General features: G+C 40.4%; 23 protein-coding genes. 6 read left to right on the forward strand and 17 right to left on the reverse strand.

Annotated features, from left to right (window positions below; translation table 11 throughout):
* Nucleotides 1–108 precede the first annotated feature (108 nt).
* The 11 genes from AB1K80_RS13155 to AB1K80_RS13205 all read right to left on the reverse strand — a co-directional run bounded on the left by AB1K80_RS13155 (nucleotide 109) and on the right by AB1K80_RS13205 (nucleotide 9,705).
* Nucleotides 109–1,263: a D-alanyl-D-alanine carboxypeptidase family protein gene (locus AB1K80_RS13155; RefSeq protein ID WP_412857149.1), complete on the reverse strand. Its 1,155-nt coding sequence runs from the start codon at nucleotides 1,261–1,263 to the stop codon at nucleotides 109–111.
* A gap of 156 nt (nucleotides 1,264–1,419) precedes the next feature.
* Nucleotides 1,420–2,232, reverse strand: a complete 813-nt coding sequence (locus tag AB1K80_RS13160; protein ID WP_412857116.1) for a purine-nucleoside phosphorylase — start codon at nucleotides 2,230–2,232, stop codon at nucleotides 1,420–1,422.
* An 11-nt stretch (nucleotides 2,233–2,243) separates the two neighbouring features.
* Nucleotides 2,244–3,428 (reverse strand): phosphopentomutase, encoded by a 1,185-nt coding sequence (gene deoB, locus AB1K80_RS13165; RefSeq protein WP_412857117.1) that lies wholly within the window; start codon nucleotides 3,426–3,428, stop codon nucleotides 2,244–2,246.
* 149 nt (nucleotides 3,429–3,577) lie between these two features.
* Entirely contained in the window at nucleotides 3,578–4,468 is an 891-nt protein-coding gene (gene xerD, locus AB1K80_RS13170) for a site-specific tyrosine recombinase XerD (RefSeq protein WP_412857118.1), read from the reverse strand.
* Between the two features lie 6 nt (nucleotides 4,469–4,474).
* Entirely contained in the window at nucleotides 4,475–4,702 is a 228-nt protein-coding gene (locus AB1K80_RS13175) for a YqzK family protein (RefSeq protein WP_412857120.1), read from the reverse strand.
* Between the two features lie 117 nt (nucleotides 4,703–4,819).
* Entirely contained in the window at nucleotides 4,820–5,269 is a 450-nt protein-coding gene (gene fur / locus AB1K80_RS13180; protein ID WP_412857121.1) for a ferric iron uptake transcriptional regulator, read from the reverse strand.
* A gap of 121 nt (nucleotides 5,270–5,390) precedes the next feature.
* Nucleotides 5,391–6,035 carry a stage II sporulation protein M gene (gene spoIIM / locus AB1K80_RS13185; protein ID WP_412857122.1) on the reverse strand — a complete coding sequence of 215 codons (645 nt, stop codon included), beginning with the start codon at nucleotides 6,033–6,035 and terminating at the stop codon, nucleotides 5,391–5,393.
* 111 nt (nucleotides 6,036–6,146) lie between these two features.
* Nucleotides 6,147–7,277 carry a S8 family peptidase gene (locus AB1K80_RS13190; protein WP_412857124.1) on the reverse strand — a complete coding sequence of 377 codons (1,131 nt, stop codon included), beginning with the start codon at nucleotides 7,275–7,277 and terminating at the stop codon, nucleotides 6,147–6,149.
* A 247-nt stretch (nucleotides 7,278–7,524) separates the two neighbouring features.
* A complete protein-coding gene (locus tag AB1K80_RS13195) occupies nucleotides 7,525–7,983 on the reverse strand; it encodes a GNAT family N-acetyltransferase (protein ID WP_412857126.1) in 459 nt (152 codons plus the stop codon).
* Nucleotides 7,970–9,151, reverse strand: coding sequence for a TIGR00375 family protein (locus AB1K80_RS13200; RefSeq protein ID WP_412857128.1), 1,182 nt, complete (start codon nucleotides 9,149–9,151; stop codon nucleotides 7,970–7,972). The genes AB1K80_RS13195 and AB1K80_RS13200 overlap by 14 nt, the downstream gene beginning before the upstream one ends.
* Nucleotides 9,148–9,705, reverse strand: a complete 558-nt coding sequence (locus AB1K80_RS13205; RefSeq protein WP_412857129.1) for an NUDIX hydrolase — start codon at nucleotides 9,703–9,705, stop codon at nucleotides 9,148–9,150. Before AB1K80_RS13205 ends, AB1K80_RS13200 begins: the two co-directional genes overlap by 4 nt.
* Before the next feature lie 166 nt (nucleotides 9,706–9,871).
* On the opposite strand from AB1K80_RS13205, the gene AB1K80_RS13210 reads away from it, so the two are divergent.
* Nucleotides 9,872–10,801 (forward strand): aldo/keto reductase, encoded by a 930-nt coding sequence (locus tag AB1K80_RS13210; protein ID WP_412857131.1) that lies wholly within the window; start codon nucleotides 9,872–9,874, stop codon nucleotides 10,799–10,801.
* Nucleotides 10,802–10,830: 29 nt separating this feature from the next.
* Here the strand turns inward: AB1K80_RS13210 and AB1K80_RS13215 are convergent, their stop codons facing one another.
* Nucleotides 10,831–11,055, reverse strand: coding sequence for a YqkE family protein (locus AB1K80_RS13215; protein ID WP_412857133.1), 225 nt, complete (start codon nucleotides 11,053–11,055; stop codon nucleotides 10,831–10,833).
* 121 nt (nucleotides 11,056–11,176) lie between these two features.
* On the opposite strand from AB1K80_RS13215, the gene AB1K80_RS13220 reads away from it, so the two are divergent.
* Entirely contained in the window at nucleotides 11,177–12,106 is a 930-nt protein-coding gene (locus AB1K80_RS13220) for an alpha/beta hydrolase (RefSeq protein WP_412857134.1), read from the forward strand.
* Nucleotides 12,107–12,130: 24 nt separating this feature from the next.
* Here AB1K80_RS13220 and AB1K80_RS13225 read toward each other — a convergent pair whose 3' ends face one another.
* The 5 genes from AB1K80_RS13225 to AB1K80_RS13245 form a co-directional block, all read right to left on the reverse strand.
* Nucleotides 12,131–13,393 carry a tetratricopeptide repeat protein gene (locus AB1K80_RS13225; protein ID WP_412857136.1) on the reverse strand — a complete coding sequence of 421 codons (1,263 nt, stop codon included), beginning with the start codon at nucleotides 13,391–13,393 and terminating at the stop codon, nucleotides 12,131–12,133.
* A gap of 302 nt (nucleotides 13,394–13,695) precedes the next feature.
* Nucleotides 13,696–13,935, reverse strand: coding sequence for a DUF2552 family protein (locus tag AB1K80_RS13230; RefSeq protein WP_412857137.1), 240 nt, complete (start codon nucleotides 13,933–13,935; stop codon nucleotides 13,696–13,698).
* A 12-nt stretch (nucleotides 13,936–13,947) separates the two neighbouring features.
* A complete protein-coding gene (locus AB1K80_RS13235; RefSeq protein ID WP_412857139.1) occupies nucleotides 13,948–14,274 on the reverse strand; it encodes an iron-sulfur cluster biosynthesis family protein in 327 nt (108 codons plus the stop codon).
* A 75-nt stretch (nucleotides 14,275–14,349) separates the two neighbouring features.
* Nucleotides 14,350–15,309 (reverse strand): GNAT family N-acetyltransferase, encoded by a 960-nt coding sequence (locus tag AB1K80_RS13240; RefSeq protein WP_412857140.1) that lies wholly within the window; start codon nucleotides 15,307–15,309, stop codon nucleotides 14,350–14,352.
* Complete coding sequence (locus AB1K80_RS13245) at nucleotides 15,306–15,785, reverse strand: N-acetyltransferase family protein (RefSeq protein ID WP_412857141.1); 480 nt, start codon at nucleotides 15,783–15,785, stop codon at nucleotides 15,306–15,308. The genes AB1K80_RS13240 and AB1K80_RS13245 overlap by 4 nt, the downstream gene beginning before the upstream one ends.
* Before the next feature lie 235 nt (nucleotides 15,786–16,020).
* Between AB1K80_RS13245 and AB1K80_RS13250 the strand changes: the two genes are divergently transcribed.
* The 4 genes from AB1K80_RS13250 to AB1K80_RS13265 all read left to right on the forward strand — a co-directional run bounded on the left by AB1K80_RS13250 (nucleotide 16,021) and on the right by AB1K80_RS13265 (nucleotide 19,593).
* Nucleotides 16,021–16,470, forward strand: a complete 450-nt coding sequence (locus AB1K80_RS13250) for a YfmQ family protein (RefSeq protein ID WP_412857143.1) — start codon at nucleotides 16,021–16,023, stop codon at nucleotides 16,468–16,470.
* Nucleotides 16,471–16,622: 152 nt separating this feature from the next.
* Nucleotides 16,623–17,855, forward strand: a complete 1,233-nt coding sequence (locus tag AB1K80_RS13255) for a DNA polymerase IV (RefSeq protein ID WP_412857144.1) — start codon at nucleotides 16,623–16,625, stop codon at nucleotides 17,853–17,855.
* A gap of 14 nt (nucleotides 17,856–17,869) precedes the next feature.
* Nucleotides 17,870–18,229, forward strand: a complete 360-nt coding sequence (locus AB1K80_RS13260; protein WP_412857145.1) for a YolD-like family protein — start codon at nucleotides 17,870–17,872, stop codon at nucleotides 18,227–18,229.
* Between the two features lie 128 nt (nucleotides 18,230–18,357).
* Nucleotides 18,358–19,593, forward strand: a complete 1,236-nt coding sequence (locus AB1K80_RS13265) for an MDR family MFS transporter (RefSeq protein WP_412857146.1) — start codon at nucleotides 18,358–18,360, stop codon at nucleotides 19,591–19,593.
* The last annotated feature ends 91 nt before the right edge of the window (nucleotides 19,594–19,684 follow it).

A 19,684-nucleotide genomic window follows, 5' to 3' on the forward strand; every position in this document is an offset into this window, starting at 1 on the left:
ACGAAGTAAATCCTTCACCATGACAAAACTAGTGATCATTCGTCACATTTAGATGATGTTTTTGATCATAGCAAAAAAGACTGCACATGACTGCAGTCTTTTTATTAATTATTTCCAATGCACAAAATCAGCCATCGTCCGTTTAAAGAACGTCCAAATACCTGCTTTTTCCATTCCTTCTTTTGCTTCAACAGGGCTTTCATGTAGTATTTTGCCGTCTTTTTTCAATACAATCGTGCCAAGCTCTGTGCCTTTTGAAAAAGGTGCAGTGACATGTTGAGACAATTTAATCTCTTTTTTCAATTGGTCCACATTTTCCCCTTTTTTCGTTAAAAGTGAAATCGGTTCAGATGTGACAAGCTTTACGGTTTTCTTTTTTCCTTTGCTGACTTTGATCTCGGCTACTTCTTGTCCTCTTTTATAAAGCGGATGTGTTGTATATTGACTAAATGCGTAATCTAGCATTTTCACCACTTGGGCATTTCTGTGTTTCGGTGTACTTGCGCCGAATACAACAGCAATCACGCGCATGTTGCCTTTTTTAGCCGATGCGGTTAAACAATATTTTGCTTCTCCTGTAAAACCAGTTTTCACTCCATCCACACCCGGATAAAACTTAATCAAACGGTTTGTGTTGACTAGCCAGAATTTCTTATCTGTGTTTTGGCGGAGATAGTCTTCGTATACGCCGGTAAACTTCGTGATTTTTTCATATTTCAAGAGCTCTCTCGCCATGATGGCCATATCATGAGCGGTGCTGTAATGATTTTTTTCAGGAAGCCCAGTCGGGTTTTGAAAGGCTGTTGAGGTTAAACCAAGTTCCTTTGCCCTTTGGTTCATTTTTTGTACGAACTGTTCCTCAGATCCAGAGATATGTTCAGCCATTGCAACGGAAGCATCATTGCCTGAAGCGATGGCAATCCCTTTTAGCATCTCCTCAACCGTCATTTCTTCTCCAGGTTCAAGGAAGATTTGTGAGCCACCCATTGATGCGGCATAATCACTTGTTCTCACTTTGTCTTTCATTTTTAACTTCCCTTGATCAAGGGCCTCCATAATGAGTAGCATCGTCATGATTTTGGTCATACTGGCGGGTGCAAGCTTTTCATCACTATTCTTGTTGTACAGTACTTTCCCCGTGTCACGTTCAATTAAGATGGCTGATTTGGCTTCATGCGCCAATTCTGACGTTTGCTTCTCAGAACCCTTTTCTCCTTTTTCATTCGCTATAGCTGATGGTGAAACCATCGAGATCATAATCATCAAGATAAACAATGCACATAAATGACGTTTCAAGTGGCAGTCCTCCATTATCGTAATCCTTTACATTTTTTCCTGGTAGTGACTGTTTTATTCAGAGTTCATGTGATTGCATGAAAAAAGCCTCCTGTTTGATGTACAGAAGGCTTTTAAAACATGCTATGACAGTTGTTGCACCACATTTTTCACTAAATCAAGGAAACTCGCTTTCACTTTTTCCGTCACTTCGATGACTTCATCATGTGACAGCGGTTGATCTAAAATGCCAGATGCAGCGTTGGAAATACATGAAATGCCAAGAACTTTCAATCCTGCATGACGCGCTACGATGACTTCTGGTACTGTCGACATCCCCACTGCATCCGCTCCTAGCGTTCGAAGGAAACGGACTTCTGCCGGTGTTTCATATGAAGGACCAGTCATGCCAGCATACACACCTTGTTGTACAGAAATACCTAATTGTTGTGCAGTTTTCTCTGCAAGTGCCAAGAGGTCTTTGTCATACGGCGCTGACATATCTGGAAAACGTACGCCTTGGGGATCATTTGGACCGATTAAAGGATTGGTCCCCATCATATTGATATGGTCGGTAATCAGCATGAGATCACCTGGTTGAAAAGATGTATTCACACCGCCGGCTGCATTTGTCACAATACATGTGTCGATGCCAATTTCCTTCATGACTCGAACCGGAAATGTCACTTGCTTCATATCATATCCTTCGTAGAAATGGAAACGTCCTTGCATGGCACAAACAACAGTACCCTTTAACGTTCCAATGACGAGCTGTCCTGCATGCCCCTCAACTGTTGACACAGGGAATCCAGGGATATCTTCGTATTTCAATTGAATTGGATTTTCAATTTCATCTGCCAAAATGCCAAGGCCAGAGCCTAAAATTAATCCAACTGTCGGTTGATATGTTGATGCTTGTTTAATATATGCCGCCGCTTCTGAAAACTGTACGCCCACGTGGTCTCCCCCTATTTCAGTTTAGATAAAAAGCTTGTACCGTATTTAGGCAACGTTGATTGGAAATTATCTGCAACAGTTGCTCCAAGGTCTGCAAAGGTTTTTGATGTTGGTAATGCCTGCGCGTCCTTGTGCTTTTTACTGTATGCAATGAGTGGAACATATTCTCTCGTATGGTCCGTTCCATGATGAACCGGGTCATTCCCATGATCCGCTGTGATGACAAGCAGGTCATCCTCTTGTAGTAGGTCAAACACTTCAGGAAGACGTGCGTCAAACTCCTCTAGTGCTTTTCCGTAACCTTCTGGATCTCTTCTATGGCCATAAAGCGCATCAAAATCCACAAGATTTAAAAAGCTGAGCCCAGTGAAATCCATTTTCAATGTATCGACCAGTTTGTCCATTCCATCCATATTCGATTTTGTTCTAAGAGATGACGTGATGCCTTCCCCATCATAAATATCAGAAATTTTCCCAATCGCTATCACATCAAGCCCATCGTCTTTCAATTCATTCATGACTGTGCGATCAAATGGTTTTAGCGCATAGTCGTGACGATTTGGTGTTCTCACAAATGCCCCAGGCTCGCCAACAAACGGACGAGCGATAATGCGCCCTACCATATATTTTTCATCTAATGTGAGCTCTCTTGCCATTTCACATATGCGATAAAGCTCTTCTAATGGGACCACTTCTTCATGTGCAGCAATCTGCAGAACGGAATCTGCAGATGTATAAACGATGAGATCCCCCGTTTTCATATGCTCTTCGCCTAGCTCATCTAAAATTTCTGTACCAGAAGCAGGCTTGTTGCCAATAATGCCTCGTCCTGTTTTTTCTTTTAATTCATTTAATAATTCATCAGGGAACCCTTCTGGGAACACTTTAAACGGAGTGTCTATATAAAGGCCCATGATTTCCCAGTGACCTGTCATTGTGTCTTTTCCGTTTGAAGCTTCTTGCATTTTTCCATAATACGCAAGCGGTTTTTCGTCCGCTGGAATTCCTTTGATTTCTTTAATATGACTTAGTCCAAGCTTCGCCATATTCGGCATATGAAGTCCGTTCATTTTTTCTGCAATATGTCCAAGTGTATCTGCACCTACATCATTAAAATCAGCGGCATCAGGAGCTTCCCCAATCCCCACTGAGTCCAGTACAATCAGGAAAATACGTTTATACTGATAATCAGGCATTCAAAAGCGCCTCCTTCAATATTGTTGTTCTATGACCTTTTGTTTAGAGGTCTGACATCTCAAGTATAAACCGTTTTCAAGGCAATTGACAACCTTAAACGGTACAAACATAAAAAAGCATGGTACACATTCAATGTGCCATACTTTACTTATGCCCTCGGATGGTATTTGTGATACACATCCTTCAGTCTTGTTTTTGTGACATGCGTATAGATTTGAGTGGTTGAGATATCTGAGTGGCCGAGCATTTCCTGTACGGCTCTTAAATCCGCTCCATTTTCCAGTAAATGCGTGGCAAAGGAATGCCTGAGTGTATGCGGCGTCAATTCTTTTTGAATACCTGCTTCTGTGGCGCGCTTTTTTAGATTCTTCCAGAAGCCTTGTCTTGACATTTTTTTACCATGATGATTCAAAAATAAGGCATCTGCCGGCTGTTTTTTTAGCAGCTTGCTTCTTCCTTTTTCTAAATAGATTTCAATTGCACTTGTAGCTGCTTCGCCGATAGGGACGATTCGTTCTTTTCTCCCTTTACCAAAACAGCGAATAAAGCCCATTGTCAGATGAACATCAGCAAGGGTCAAATCAAGCATTTCGCTCACACGAATGCCTGTTGCATATAATAACTCAAGCATGGCTTTATCTCTGTAGTCAAAAGGCGTTTCCTGCTTTGGTGTATCGAGTAGCTTTTCTACTTCATCTAATGACAGCACTTTTGGCAACTTTCGCTCTGTTTTTTGCGTTTCAATGTTCCACGATGGATCATCCGTAGTCACTTTTTCTCTCAGCAAAAATTGATGGAAGGAGCGAATAGATGATAGATGCCGTACGGACGTCTTACTCGATTTCCCTTCATCCTTCAGCTGCTTCAAATAATGAATGATATGTAATCGCGAGACATCTTTTATGTCTGTCAACTGCTCATGTGTCATTAAAAAGGTTAAGTATTTCTGTAAGTCTCTTTTATATGAGACGATGGTATTTTCAGAGAGTCCTCTCTCTACGGTCATGAAATGAATAAAATCGGATAATTGATCGTTCAATGATTTCTACTCCCCGTTTTGATAAAAATAAATCAATCGATCTTGCCAGTTGTCTTGTTCTGGCTGATCCATTTCCATCACTTTAATGGCTGCACCTTCTGGTTTATCATAACGATGATAGCTTTCATATTCTGAATTTATCCATATCATAGCATAATAGAACAGGACGGTAAAACCAGTAAACAAGATAAATACTTTCACAACTTCGCCTGTTGTTTTGAGCCATTTTCCCATCATTGTCATGTCCTTTCTCATCTTCTCATTACTTCAGCATATGCCAGATGGGACAAGGAATATACAGCAAACATGCAAAAAACCCTTTCATTTTGATGAAAAGGTTCCAGTTTCGGATTATTTGCCGGATGTATCGTGACAACGATGGCAAATGCCATGAAATGTCAGTCTATGATCCTTAATTTGAAATTTCCAATCGCGTTCAATAATCTCTTCAACATCTTCTAATAAATCATCTTCAATTTCATCGACTGTCCCGCACTCCATGCAAACAAGGTGGTGATGAAAATGCGCGGCACCTTCTTTACGAAGATCGTATCGTGAAACGCCGTCACCAAAGTTAATTTTATCAACAACTTTAAGTTCAGTTAATAATTCTAACGTCCGATAAACAGTAGCAAGACCAATTTCAGGAGACTTCTCTTTTACGAGGAGGTATACATCTTCTGCACTTAAATGGTCTTCTTCATTCTCAAGCAGTACTCTTACTGTTGCTTCACGCTGTGGCGTGAGCTTATAGCTGGAAGAATGAAGCTGTTTCTTAATTCGATCAATCCGATTTTCCATTGACTTTCCCTCCTACGCCACATTACTTGATCATTATATCAAATGATGTGCAGAGAGCCAACTATAATCATTTTAAATTGATAAATAAATTTATTATTATTTTATAATGATTATAAAAAAGTTAAAAAAGGACACCCGCCAGTTTTTTCATCAGCATAAACGATAGGTAGGATTCAAAGAATGAGGATAGTGCCGCAAGCGCTAATATCATGAGCAGCACTGATGCATATCTTCCAAACCACTGGATTGGCGCTTGACTAATGGTTTTTTTCAAGAAAAGCTGTCCAATCAGACGAATGGAGAACGCGATCGCACAAGTCCCGATCACTAAATAGGCTGGAATGAGTAAAATATTTTGCGGAAGGACAGAGACAAATGAGAGAAAGAAGCCACTTAAGCCCATTTGATTAACCAAAAATCCGACTGTAAAACCAACGACAATGCCTTTTAAAAATATCATGAGAAAGATGAGTGGCAACCCAATAATGGAGATACCGAGTATCCACATAAGCCCTAAATATTTCATATGATGCAAGAAGCTTTGTAGAAACATTTCCTTTGATTCTGCCGCTTTCTCATTCGTCAACTGCCCAAAAAATTGATTTAAATAATAGAATAAATCCTCTTTCTGACTGATGGTCATACTATTAACGATAATGGCTCCAAAAATCACTCCCATTAAAAAGAGCACAGAGACAAACAGATAAATGGATAGGTGGTCTTTTACGTGCTGAAGAAGATGTTCCTTCCAAGACTTTTTCCGCATACGTCTTCCTCCCAAATCGTAAGGTTACTAGATTCTATGAGAGAGAATACGAAACATGACAGTTTTATCGTAAAAAAAGAGAAAGCAGTTCTTCTGCTTTCTCTTTCCCTTTTACTTTGCTGCCTTTTGGATATTCACAAGCCCTGCCCCATAATAAAACGGCTCTCCAAGCTTTGTCGCTGTTTTTGTCAGTCTATCACGCACTTCTTCGTTTGTCAGATTCGGATGCTTTGATAGAATAACAGCAGCTGCTCCTGCTACATGCGGTGATGCCATTGACGTTCCGCTTTTATACCCATATTCGTTCCCAGGGATCGTACTTAACGTTGCAACGCCTGGTGCGGATACTTCCACCTCTTCTCCAACTGAGGAATCAAAGGCTCTTTGATTTCTTTGATCAACAGATGCCACTGCCATGACGGAGCTGTATTTGGCCGGGTAATCGATTGTATTTAATGAACCGTAGCTTCCTGCATTTCCAGCAGAAGCGACGATAAGAATCCCTTTCTCATAAGCTGCATCTACTGCTTCTTTCAGTGCCTCCGATTCATTGGCTCCGCCCATACTAATATTAATGACATCCATGTCGTTTTCGATTGCCCATTGAATGCCTTGAACAATCCAGCTATAGTAACCGTCACCATTTTGATCTGCTACCTTAACAGAATAAATAGAAGCTTTTGGTGCAACACCAACGACTCCGACTTTATTATCTAGTGCTGCTATCGTGCCTGCCACATGCGTTCCGTGCTCATGTGGATCAACAAGCGGATCCGATTCTGTTGGAACAAAGCTGACCCCGCCTGTTACATGGAGATCTTCATGTTTGGCATCAATGCCACTATCCAGTACAGCGATTTTGACATTTTGCCCAGCATATCCCCGTTTATGTACCTTTTGGGCTTTGATACTTTTTATCCCATATGGCACGGATTGACGGTTTGTTTTCGCCTTTTGATCTTCTTCAATAAAGGTCACTTCTTTTGTTTGTTCCAGCTTCTCTTTCGATACATCATTTAATGAAACTTTCATTACATCTATTTGTTCTATTGATTCCTTCACACGTCCACCAGCTTTTTCAACTAGCTGTTTTTGTGCTCTGTCTTGAATGGAAGAAGAAAAACCGATCATATATTCTTTTTTCACTTGTTCTTTTGCAGATAGATCCGGCGCGCCAAAAGTGACCGATGCCATGATCAAGCTTGCCATACATAGCCCTGCTCCAAATGACTTTACGTTCACATTACTCACTCTCCCTATTATCGCTTTTTTTGTCATTTAACTACATTTTTAGACAAAAAGAAACGGTCGTTCGTCCTATTTTTTAAAATTTTACCAATTATTTGATCTAGTTGTCACAAAAAAGCAAAATAAAAGTGCCTATGATCTGTTTATTAACGATCATAAGCACTTCTGTATTTATCGTTTCTACATTTATTTTTAGCATGTTAAAGTAGGAACATCCCTTTAAATGACTAGCTAGATATGTTCAATATGCTCTTTTCTTTTTCACCATATCAATATGAGGAATTCCATCCTCGTCATAGCAATCTGAAACCACTTCAAAACCGAACGATTCGTAAAACGATTTCAAATAGGCTTGTGCTTGTATTTTAACGCTTGTTTCGTTTCGTTCATTCAGCTTGTCTAAAGCGGCATTGAGCAGTAATTTGCCATAGCCTTTTTTCCGGCCAGCTTGTGTTACAAGCACACGCCCTATGGATGCTTCTTCGTACACTACTCCGCTTGGGAAGATCCGGCAGTACGCCACGATGGTGTCATTTTCTTTTGCCATTAAATGCAGGGCTTGTTGATCGCGTTGATCGATTTCAGGATAAGGACATTTTTGTTCTACAACAAAAACGTTCACTCTCTCCATTAAAATATGATAAAGATCCTCTTTTGAGAGCTCTTCAAATGTCTGACAAGTCCATTTAAGTTGATTCATGATGAATATCCACCTTACCGTAGACTCCACCGCCACCAGCGATGAGTCCTACCTCTCCCCTTCTCGCTTTGATGATATAATTGGCCGTTTTTTCTGGCAGGACCGCTTTTAATTCCTCTTCTGTTGCTTGATGTAAAATATTCATTTCAGTTTGAAACACACTTCTTAGCTTTTGTAATGTTTTTGCCCCGACCCCTGGAATAAACTGAAGTGGTAACTGATGGACATAAGGCGGTCTTTCTCCTTTGCCACTTTCTTGATCAGCAAGCTCTTTTAAACGCTCACTCACCCCTTTTGTCCATCTGGTTTTCCCGCATGATTGACATTTTTCTTGGTCTTGTTTTTCAGGCCTTATCCCGCATGCTTCACAGGTCGTATGATAATACTTTCCAAGCCGCGGTGCCAGCCCATAGTTCCCTGTGATCTTTCTGCCGTCTTTCCCTTGAAGGGCGAGTTTGAATTCTTCAAAAGAAGCATGATCCATCTGAATTTTTGTATACTCTCTTGCTATTTTCCCTAAGGAATGTGCGTCTGAATTCGTTAAAAATGGGTATCTGTTTAATTCACTTAACTGAGAAGCCATTGATGTATCACAACTAAGACCTAGCTCAACCGCATCAATGAGTTCTGGATCGAATACTTCTTTTAAAGAGGTCTTAACTCCTTTGCCATATAAGCTTTTATGCGGCGTGAAAATATGGGCAGGAATAAACAAGCCGCCAAGCTCTTTGACTTTATGCTGAAGTGTTCTGCCATCAACATAAAGACGCTGTGAACTCAAGTGAACATTTTTCATATGAAGTGAGAGCCATCCTGAAAACTCGGACATTTTTTGTAATGTCGGCATAAATGCAAGCACATGGATGGGTCCATTTGAATTGTCATCATTGATTTCTAGTTCACTGCCTAAAAGTAAAACCGTTTGTCCAAATGATAGTCCGCCATCAGCGAGTTCGGTATACAGTCCTTCCTCAACCCCATCGATTAATTCTTCTAGCACTTCCGGAGATTGTGCATCAATGACACCAATCATGCCCATTCCTTTATTTTGTGAAGCTTCAATTAAAATTTGGTCAATGGTGAGCGACCTTGCACCCGTAATTTTGACAGCCCTGCCTGTCCTCGTTCTACCTACATGAATATGGATGTCGGCAAAAAACTCTCTCATTTTGTTGACTCAATAACCTCTTGCAATTGTAAATACTGAATGGCATAGGCTGTTTTTGCATCATAAATGTGCTGTTTCTCAATGAGGTGCAGGGCTTCTTCTAACGAAACTTCCATCACTTCGACAAATTCATCTTCATCCAATTCCCTTTTCTCTTCAAGGGGAATCAATTGATCGGCCAAATAAATATGCACAATCTCATCTGCAAATCCTGGAGATGTATAAAAAGCGGTGAGTTTTCGCAGTTGTTGCGTCGTGTATCCTGTTTCTTCTTCTAATTCTCTGAGAGCTGTATGCACAGGCTCTTCTCCTTTTTCTAATTTACCAGCTGGGATTTCAACGATTGCTCGTTCTAATGCTTTTCGATATTGCTTGACCAAGATGATTTTGTTCTCATCTGTACGAGCAATGACGGCTACTGCACCTGGATGTTTGATAATTTCTCGTTTCCCTTGTTTCCCGTTTGGTAGCTCTACATCTTCAAGAACCAAATCAATGATTTTTCCGTTGTATAATTCTTTAGAGGTTAATGTTTTTTCTTCAAAGTCTTTCAAAATTGTCAGCTCCTCGTTCTACTTTCACTTTTTTCTTCATTCATTTTAACATAGTTGTTTTATAAGAAGCGAAAAGCGAAAGTTCGCATCAAGGTACATTTCAAATCACCTTGCTTGAATTCCATCATTTTTTCACTTAATGTGAAGGGAAAGGAGTGTGATGGATTTGAAAAAAAGACGTATTGGTACCTCTGATCTTATTGTCAGTGAAGTTGCATTAGGTTGTATGTCACTTGGAACTGAAAAAGGAAAAGCGCTCTCTTTGATAGATGAAGCCATTGACCTTGGCGTCAATTATTTGGATACAGCCGATTTATATGATTTTGGGACAAATGAAGAAATGGTTGGGGAAGCCATTAAAAATAGGCGGCATGATTTGATTGTAGCCACAAAAGGTGGCAACCGCTTCGAAAAAGGTAAACCAGGCTGGGACTGGGACCCTTCAAAGACATACATAAAAGAGGCAGTGAAACAGAGCTTAAAACGACTTCAGACAGATTATATTGATTTGTATCAGTTGCATGGCGGTACAATTGATGATCCAATTGATGAAACCATTGAGGCATTTGAAGAATTAGTGGAAGAAGGCGTGATTCGTTATTACGGTATCTCTTCTATCCGTCCAAATGTCATCAAAGAATATGCCAAAAAGTCGAACATCGTCAGTGTGATGATGCAATATAATTTACTCGACCGTCGGCCTGAAGAATGGTTTTCGCTTCTTGAAGAGCAAAGCATCAGTGTCGTAGCAAGAGGACCTTTAGCAAAAGGGCTTTTAACTGAAAAACCACTGACAAACGCGAGCGCATCTGTTCAAACAAATGGCTATTTGTCATACTCTTTCGAAGAGCTTCAGCGCATCATTCCTTCTTTAAAAAACGTTGCGTATGACCTGTCACTTACTGAGCTTTCAATTCAATATCTATTAAAACAATCGACTGTCAGCTCCGTTATCTTTGGTGCCAGCTCTCCGGCACAACTAAAAGAAAATGTGGCAGCCGCAAATGCAAGGCCATTGAGTGATCAAGAAATCAAAGCCCTGACATACTATACAAAACAGAACGTATACGAAACGCACCGGTTAAAACGTACATAAAAAGAGATCACAGCTTGTGGTCTCTTTTTTTAACTTTTATATTTTCTCCAATCTAAATGGCTCTCCTCGAGCAACTCTGAAAAACTTTTGTTTTTTTCTTTTTCTCGCTGCTGTCGAAGTTTGTCTTGTCGCTGCTTTTCTTCTCTTTTTTCTGTCTCTACTGCTAGCTTTTGCTTCATTTGAAGAAGTTGTTCTTTGACAGATTCATCTATGCCATCTTTTAGTTTTGCTTGATCTTGGTTTGCCTTTTTCATTATGTTCTCTCTCCTTTTGGGCTAGTGTATCATTCGTTTCTTTTCATGTGCAAGATCCGCGCCCTCTTCCCAATTTGTGGTATGATCATCATAGGTAAATCATGAGAAAGGAAGATTAAGCTTGAAAAAGAAATGGTTCCTCTTACTAGTCTTTATTCTATTTCCATTCATTGCAATCGGCATTTTTTTCACGAATAAAATGATGTATATTCGTAAATTAACGGATGAAGAATTGCTCAAACGTGAAACAGATGAAGGTCATTATGATCACGAAGACTTTCAACAACTCACAAAAGAGAAAGTAAGTATTCCTTCACCTTTTGGTTATGATCTTCATGGCTACTTTGTTCCTTCTTCACAATCCACTCGAACCATCATACTGTGTCATGGTGTCACAGTCAGTCTCATCAATTCAGTCAAATATATGAAATTATTTCAAAAGCTCGGCTGGAATGTACTGCTTTACGATCACAGAAGGCATGGCATGAGTGGTGGAAAAACCACAAGTTATGGATACTACGAAAAAGAAGATTTAGCGCAGGTTGTGAAATGGCTAAGGGAAAGACTTGGATCAGATGCAATCATTGGGATACACGGAGAGTCGATGGGTGCAGTCACGACCTTGTTATACGCTGCCAAGCCAGAAGCGAACGCAAATTTTTACATTGCCGACTGCCCCTTTGCTTCATTTGAAGATCAGCTGAACTATCGTCTCAAAATGGATTTTCGGCTTTCAGGCAAATGGATTTTGCCTCTAAGTGACCAAGTGCTAAAGTGGAGAGATGGCTATCGTATTCGACAAGTTGCCCCATTTGATGTCATTGACCAGGTGAAAGAACCCGTCCTATTCATTCATAGCCGTCATGATGACTATATTCCATGTGAGCAAAGTCAGAAATTATATGAACGTAAAAAGGGCGATAAACAAATATTCATTGCGCCACATGGTTTACATGCTATGTCCCTTAGTGAGAATCAGGAAGCGTATGAACAAGCAGTCGAGGCTTTTCTTCAAACATATCATCTATACCAAGATGAAAGAGGAGAATGAATTTGATTCATCTCCTCTTTTTTACTAACTTATACGATAGTCACTACTGTTGTATGGTGTCTGCCCGCTAGCTCCACATGACTCTCTTCCGATTGCTGTTGACTCATGACTGATAACCCTGCAGTTGCTACCAATAAAAGAACTATCAAACTCATTTTCATATAAATGACCCCCATTTTGAATTTTTGAAATTGCTTGAATCTTCCTTTCATAAAAACGCGTTGATACTTCGAATAATCCAAGCTCATTATAATAATGAGCCGCATCAAGTGCCAATTCCTCAATATCAGGGTATAAACGCTTGTCCTCCAACAGGTCTAATGTATCGTCTATGATTTTTATTTCTGCATCTACGTATAATGCTTTTAAAAATTGAAATTTACAAATATAAATCTCATCTTCTACTTCACAGGCTTTCATAATACCTTTTTGATAGAGGGTTAACGACTCTTTTATTTGTTTTTGTTTAAATAGGATTTGTGTCAGCATAAATAGTGGGTCTAGAGAACGATTTAGATGGGTTAAATTCTCCTTTTCAAACACTTCAAGAGAGTCCTTTAGGTAACGACTTGCCGTCTCAAGATCATTCATTTGATAATAACAGTTACCTAAGTTGAAAAGGGCCGAACCAATGACGCGAGGATTTCCAATTGTGCGTGCTCGCTTAAGAGCATTTTTAAAGTAGGGCAATGCATGATCGTAGCATTTCAAATCATCATAATTTGCGCCAATGACAAATTCGCAGTGGATGATTCTTAGCGTATACGTTCTGTAGGCAGAATACGTTTCTAACGCTTGCAAAGCATAGTGCATCGAAAAGTGGGTTTGTTTCATGTGGTAGTATATTTCAGCTAATTTAAAATAAAATTCTGCTCTTTCTATATCATCCGATATGAGATTGAGCTTTTTTTCTGCTGAACGGTAATAGGCAATGGCACTTAAATAATTTCTCTGTTCAAATTCAAACATACCTCTGAAAAAATGAACATAGTATTCAAGCATATCCGTTAGATTTGTTTGCGAATGCTCTATCATTTCTAGCAGTTTCTTAATCTCTTCATCATTTGAGGCTTTCTTTACTGGTTCAAAATATTCAAGCATGACCTTATGTCGAAAATCCATCAGCTGGTAAAACAGCAACAAGTTTTGATCCTGCTCCATCTCAAGAATTTCCTGCTCGACCTCGGCCTTCAGCTTCTCTGCTTTCATGACATGAAATCCGCAAATCTGCCTATACCATTCGTTAATTTTGATTCCAACCTGGGGCGATGACAGCTTGAGCTTCAATTCACTTTAGCACCTCCCTCCTCATATACGATACATGTTGTATTCTATCACATTTCCCCGAATGGAAGAAATATGAAAAGTCATTTTTCACAAAGTTTTCGGTATCCCGCAATAAGCGCTTTCTTTGCCTATTTTTCGGCATGAATAGCCTATCTTTTTTTCTTCTCATCTTCCTGATATTGTCGAATCGCATCACGAAAACGTTTTTTTGTCGTTTGAAAACATGATTATCTCGATTAGACAACCTTCCTGTATCGTGAGAGGATGAATGCACAAAAAAACCCTTTTCAATAAAGGGCTTTTTATAGCACATCTGTTATTTGATCCATATTGTTTCTCATCCAATGGATCGCTTCATCAAGCGTTTGAAATTCTTCCGTTTCAAATGTGACTTCATCCTGAAGAAGCCAAACATCTTTTTTCACTGATTCCATTCCACCAATAGACCAGTGTAAAAGGCTATAAGGATGATTGTTATTTAAAAACGACACCCATGTTTTATTCTGTGCCGTCTGTTGTATCAATTTCAGCTTTTGATCCACTACATTTCCACCTTACTTTATGAGTATACTCATTCTCGGGCTGAGAATTTGTTGAGGACTTTTCAACATGAGTGTATTTGCTTTTTCATTAAAGTCAATTGTCATTTCCTCGTCAAAAAACACCTTTTGTGCTGTGTGTATATATAACGTAAATGGTTGATTGTGCTTCAGTTCTTCCCACTCACCTGTTCTTTCACTTGTGAGCCAAATCATTGGTACACCACTTACAGCACAGCCGCAACCATCTGAATCATAGCGAAGAAGCAATTCTTTTGTTTCATGCTCTATTTGATATTTTTGAATAAACGATGCTGCAGATTCTGTTATTTGAATATACATGATGAACATCCTTTTTTGTTTGATTGTTCCATTGTAACATATCAACATTCGATTAAACATGTTCAGACTCTGTCCTTACTTCCTGCTTTTCGACCACTGATATGCTTCTTTTTCGATTTCTTTGATGAGGGCATCTTTCCCTCTTATGTAACTTGCTATATCCTCAGGATGTGCTTTCGCTAATTGACGCTTTTTGGCCGCATAGTCATTTGCTCGATGAGGTGTTGCTTTTAAAAAATCTCGAAATGGTAAATGCCTCCTGATATCATGGTGCCCAGCTTCATAGACATGAATGTGATGCGACCGCTCCAATCCGCCTTTCGTCAAAAAACGTCTTCCTGTGATTCCATTTTCTCCAAGCGCTGTATATCCAAGCTGTTCAAATAAGTGGTTGCATTGATCTATGACTTTGATCTGCTTCACCTCTAGTAAGATATCAATAATCGGCTTAGCCGCCATACCTGCTATCGAAGTACTACCAATGTGATGACCGCTCACCCAGTTTTCACCCAGCACAGTTTTCAGTACATCATGTTCTTGACGAAATTGGTCATGCCAGCTTGTTTTGTATTCAACCACTTCTACCCTTCGACGCTGTGCGCGCTCCATCTTCGTTAGGATAAGGTTGTTTTCCACCTCAAGGCGGGCGACTTTTTTAAAACCTAGCTTTTCGTATAGCTTAATCGCTGGAAGATTTGCTTCCGCCGTTGTGAGCTCAATCGGTTTACCATGCGAGATCATGAAACGCATCAACTGTGTTCCAATTCCTTGATAAAGATGGTCTGGATGAACTGCTAAACGGCTGATGACTATTCTCTCTCCATCCATTTCATATGAAACGATTCCTAATAACTTACCTTTTTCTTTAAAGCCTACGAAGTAGCCAATCGCTTCTATGATGTCGTTAATGGTTTCTTTTAGAGGAGGTAAATCGCGATAGCCTATTTGTACTGCCTCTCGCTCATATGCCGCCAATTGAATCTGCAATATCCGCTTTGCTTGCTCTCTATTTGTGTGATCTAGTGGGACAATCATTTTTTCACCTCAAGCTGTTTTACAAATAATACTCGGTCTTCATGCATTCCATCGTAATCTGAAAATACAGAGATGCCGCCTACGGTTTTATCTCCTTTTTCTATTTGGAATCCGAGTTTTGTATGATAGGCGATCGAAACTTTATTACTTGGTGCTGTCACGGCTTTAATCGTTGTTCTTCCTGCTTTTTCAGCCGCTTCATAAAAAGCTTGGTAAAGAATTTTGCCGATCTTTAATTTGCGATGATCTGGATGCACTCCAACAAAGTGGATATAGGCTTCATCAGCATGCGATTGTGATAAAAAACCTACTAAAAATCCGATCAGCTCTCCTTTCTCCACGACAACGAAGCTTGTTTGCTGAAAGTGTTCAAAAAATAACTTTGGCAATTTAGCACGCAAATCACGTCCACCCCACCAATTTTGAATGACGGAGGTGACAGCGTAAAAATCTGACGGCTTTACTTGACGTATCATGATGGCCTCGCCCCTTTTTTCGGTATCTACCTGTTTTAATCGTCTACTTGTCTCATCAATGAGTTTACAAAGTTTGCGTGATTCCTATTGCTTCTTCGTTGATAGAGAGGTCTTCTCCTTTTAAACTTTCACACTTATTTCAAAAAATCCACTTTTGGCGTAGCGGTTTCTTTCTTTCGTTATGTTAAGATAGGCATGATAGAAAGTTTGAGAAATGTTATTGGAGATGATGATATTGGTTTGGGTTGTTACTTCACTTGTTGTGTTTAGTCTTTTAAAATTGCTTGTCACCTCATTGCCTTCTGGTGTAATCGAACGTCTGTTTAATCGTTATGCGGTGCATGCTAAAATCACAAGTGATCAAACGAACATGACGTTTCAAGATCGTCCGCTGGATGATCAGCAAACATCTCAAGTCATTCAATATTTTAATGACGCGATTTTTATTGAACGTTACTATATTCATCCTGGAGATGAAGAGCGTTTCCTTCACCCGAATGAAGGACCTGCGCCACTGACCGTGCAAACAAAACTTGGTAAACAGGATGTCACCTTTTATCTTTTTCATTATGATGATCATATAGATGTGGTTCGGCAGTATACACATCAGCCAAAGAAAAAGTTGACGGCATACCGTTTGCGCTCTGAACCGCTCCAAACGTTCCACCACACGGTACATGCTTAAACATCATTCTTTTACATCAGATGAGACGAAGTGTAAGATGCTTCGTCTTTTTTGTATTCCCAAGGCTTTTCTCTTTGAATGATTTACCAGTATCCATTTCCCCTCTTAACGGTTACAATAGATACAGAACATACGTTCTAGAGGTGAAAATAATGAACGATAGAACCATCCTACTTGTGGATATGCAGTCATTTTATGCGTCAGTAGAAAAGGTGGAGGCTCCTCACTTGAAGGACGTACCGCTCATTGTCTCAGGAGACCCAGAGCGACGAAGCGGGGTTGTGCTTGCTGCCTGTCCGCTCGCTAAGACACGTGGCGTACAAAATGCATCAAGGTTATGGGAGGCACAGGCAAAGTGCCCCGAAGCAGTCGTAGTACGTCCTCGTATGCAGCGATATCTTGATGTCTCTGTCATGATTACAGAATTGCTTGAACAGTATACAGACCTTGTGGAACCATATTCAATCGATGAACAGTTTCTTGATATTACAGGTAGTCTCACATTATTGGGCTCCCCCTGGGATATCGCTCAAAATATACAAACAACGATTATGAACCAAACGGGCATTTATGCACGTGTAGGCATTGGTCCCAACAAAGTGCTCGCTAAAATGGCCTGTGATCATTTTGCTAAAAAAAACACATCTGGTGTCTATGAACTTAGCGCCGATCGGGTGGCTCCTGATTTATGGCCGCTTCCGATCGGAAAATTATTTGGCGTCGGCAAGCGCATGGAGCACCATTTAAAACGAATGGGTATCAGTACGATCGGGACGCTTGCCACTTATCCATTAGATCGGTTAAAAAAGCGTTGGGGAATCAACGGAGAGCTTTTACAGCGGACGGCTTTAGGACACGATCCTTCCCCCGTCACCACTCATACACATGACGAGCAAAAAGCTGTTGGACATCACATGACCTTGCCGTACGATTATGCGTCTTTTGAAGACATCAAAGTTGCTCTCATTGAATTAAGTGAAGAAGTGGCAAGGCGTGCACGCTTTAAGCGCTATCTTGGGCAAACAGTGTCTGTCGGTGTAAGAGGCGCTGATTTTTCACATCCGACAGGATTTCATAGACAAATAAAGCTTCACTCACCTACACAGTACGGCTCAGATATTGCCGAGGCCGCCATTCAACTATGCCTAGAGCATTGGGATGGTCAGCCCGTTCGCAGTGTCGGCATTACCCTTTCACAGCTACAGTCTGACAGTCAATATCAGCTGAGTTTATTTGATCACCATTTTAAAAAAGACAAACTCAGCAAAGTATTTGATGCGATCCATATGAAGTATGGGCCTGCTGCACTGCTGCACGCTTCGTCACTGACAAGCGCAGGGCAAGCGTATCATCGCGCCGAAAAAATTGGTGGTCATTACAAGTAACGGAGGCGAACAACATGAATCCCAATAAATTAACACCTGGATATAACATCATGTGGGAATCAAGTCGAATGATGCTGCCAGAGCATCGAGAACAGCTGCTTGCACAAAAACGAAAGAAAACTGAATACACCCCTCTTCCGCTCAGCAACGATCAGCTAGAGGAAATGAATTTCCTCATCACGCAGTCCATTACCGAGGATCAAGCGATTGGCATTACATATGTATCCTCTGGTAGAAAAGCACAGTTTTGGGGCTGGGTGAAAGCCATTCATTATGAAACGAAGCGCATCAAAATGATCAATGATGAAGACGTTCTCTCTATTTCCTTACAGCAAATCGTAGCCATTGAATGTATGGCAAACGATCTTGATTAACCGAAGCGGATGGACACCACTGCCAATTGTATAAGCCAAACTTTGGCTTCATATCGAAATTGTGTATTTAATTCGCACAATTTTTCCTGTATGATTGGAATATCTTACAAATGCAGGGGAGAAACAGCATGAAAAATAACTTACGTACTTTACATCCGCTCAGCTGGACGATCATCATCGGCACGATATTCGGGCGTATGGCGACGTCGATGAGCATTCCATTTTTAGCCGTATATTTGACACAAGTCAAGGGTGCCTCAGCCTCATCAGCTGGTTTAATCATTGCCGTCAGCTCTCTGATTGGGATCGTTGCAAGCTTTTATGGTGGTTACATTTCTGACCTTATCGGCAGAAAAAAAGTCATGCTTCTCTCCATTTTCGGCTGGACATTGGTTTTTGTTGGATTTGCGTTTGCAGATGCCATTTGGGTCTTCTTTATCATGAACGCATTGAATGGACTGTGCAGGGCACTATTTGAACCTACTTCTAAAGCACTCTTATCAGATGTGACACCAGCAAGTATTCGGTTATTTGTCTTTAATTTAAGGTATACTGCCATTAACATTGGCGTGATTTTTGGTCCACTGCTTGGGTTATATCTAGGATCATCAAAAACAACCATTCCGTTTCTAGCAGCTGCCCTCATCTACCTTTTATATGGATTAACACTCGCATGGCAATTCAAAAAACATCCGGTCATCACTCCAGAAAGAACCAAACAAATCCATGTCAAAAAAGCACTGTCGATTATAAGAAAAGATACGGTCTTTACCATTATCCTCATTGGCATCACTTTATGTTCTTTTGGCTATTCACATCTCAGCTCGACACTGCCTCAATATTTATCCGCGTCACCTATGATTGAAAATGGTCCGAAATTATTTGGGTATCTTTTATCTTTAAATGCTGTCGTTGTCATCGTCGTTCAATACCCTTTAATCTTAATCGCCAAGCGGTATTCGACCATTTTGTGTTTAGTGGCTGGAAATATCCTCCTTGCATGCAGTTTGTTTGCCATTGCTTTTTCACAGAGCCTTGGTGCACTAGCCTTGATCATTGTGGTATTCACCATCGGAGAGGTGCTTCTTTTTGCAATGATGGATCTCTTTGTGGACAATATTGCAAAGCCTGATATGAAAGGATCATACTTTGGTGCGGTCGGATTTTCTCAACTCGGCAATGTCATTGGACCGTGGGCGGGTGGATTGTGTATTGACTTGTTTGGTGCAGACAACCCCCTCTCTATTTTTTCGGTGCTATCGATTGTGACCATTGCAGGTGTCCCGTTCCTACTCATTGGATATGCTCGTCTAAAAAAACGAACAACCGCTACCGTTTCAGCTCATATAGGTGCAGATCATTAAAAAAACCGCTCTTCTAGACTGACATAGCAGAATGAGACACAAATAAAACACCCTTATTAGGCTGACATGCTACCAAATGTTTTTGGTGCGT

Origin of the sequence: Bacillus sp. 179-C3.3 HS (genome assembly GCF_047229225.1) — a bacterium.
Lineage (GTDB): Bacteria > Bacillota > Bacilli > Bacillales > Bacillaceae > Bacillus.

Excerpts from the sequence above, each read along its gene's own strand:
- AB1K80_RS13245 (WP_412857141.1), bottom strand. The coding sequence starts at position 15,785 with ATGATACGTCAAGTAAAGCCGTCAGATTTTTACGCTGTCACCTCCGTC.
- AB1K80_RS13155 (WP_412857149.1), bottom strand. The coding sequence starts at position 1,263 with ATGATTATGATCTCGATGGTTTCACCATCAGCTATAGCGAATGAAAAA.
- AB1K80_RS13240 (WP_412857140.1), bottom strand. The coding sequence starts at position 15,309 with ATGATTGTCCCACTAGATCACACAAATAGAGAGCAAGCAAAGCGGATA.
- AB1K80_RS13195 (WP_412857126.1), bottom strand. The coding sequence starts at position 7,983 with ATGAATCAACTTAAATGGACTTGTCAGACATTTGAAGAGCTCTCAAAA.
- AB1K80_RS13265 (WP_412857146.1), top strand. The coding sequence starts at position 18,358 with ATGAAAAATAACTTACGTACTTTACATCCGCTCAGCTGGACGATCATC.
- AB1K80_RS13260 (WP_412857145.1), top strand. The coding sequence starts at position 17,870 with ATGAATCCCAATAAATTAACACCTGGATATAACATCATGTGGGAATCA.
- deoB (WP_412857117.1), bottom strand. The coding sequence starts at position 3,428 with ATGCCTGATTATCAGTATAAACGTATTTTCCTGATTGTACTGGACTCA.
- fur (WP_412857121.1), bottom strand. The coding sequence starts at position 5,269 with ATGGAAAATCGGATTGATCGAATTAAGAAACAGCTTCATTCTTCCAGC.
- AB1K80_RS13175 (WP_412857120.1), bottom strand. The coding sequence starts at position 4,702 with ATGGGAAAATGGCTCAAAACAACAGGCGAAGTTGTGAAAGTATTTATC.
- AB1K80_RS13215 (WP_412857133.1), bottom strand. The coding sequence starts at position 11,055 with ATGAAAAAGGCAAACCAAGATCAAGCAAAACTAAAAGATGGCATAGAT.
- AB1K80_RS13235 (WP_412857139.1), bottom strand. The coding sequence starts at position 14,274 with ATGTATATTCAAATAACAGAATCTGCAGCATCGTTTATTCAAAAATAT.
- AB1K80_RS13200 (WP_412857128.1), bottom strand. The coding sequence starts at position 9,151 with ATGAGAGAGTTTTTTGCCGACATCCATATTCATGTAGGTAGAACGAGG.
- spoIIM (WP_412857122.1), bottom strand. The coding sequence starts at position 6,035 with ATGCGGAAAAAGTCTTGGAAGGAACATCTTCTTCAGCACGTAAAAGAC.
- AB1K80_RS13255 (WP_412857144.1), top strand. The coding sequence starts at position 16,623 with ATGAACGATAGAACCATCCTACTTGTGGATATGCAGTCATTTTATGCG.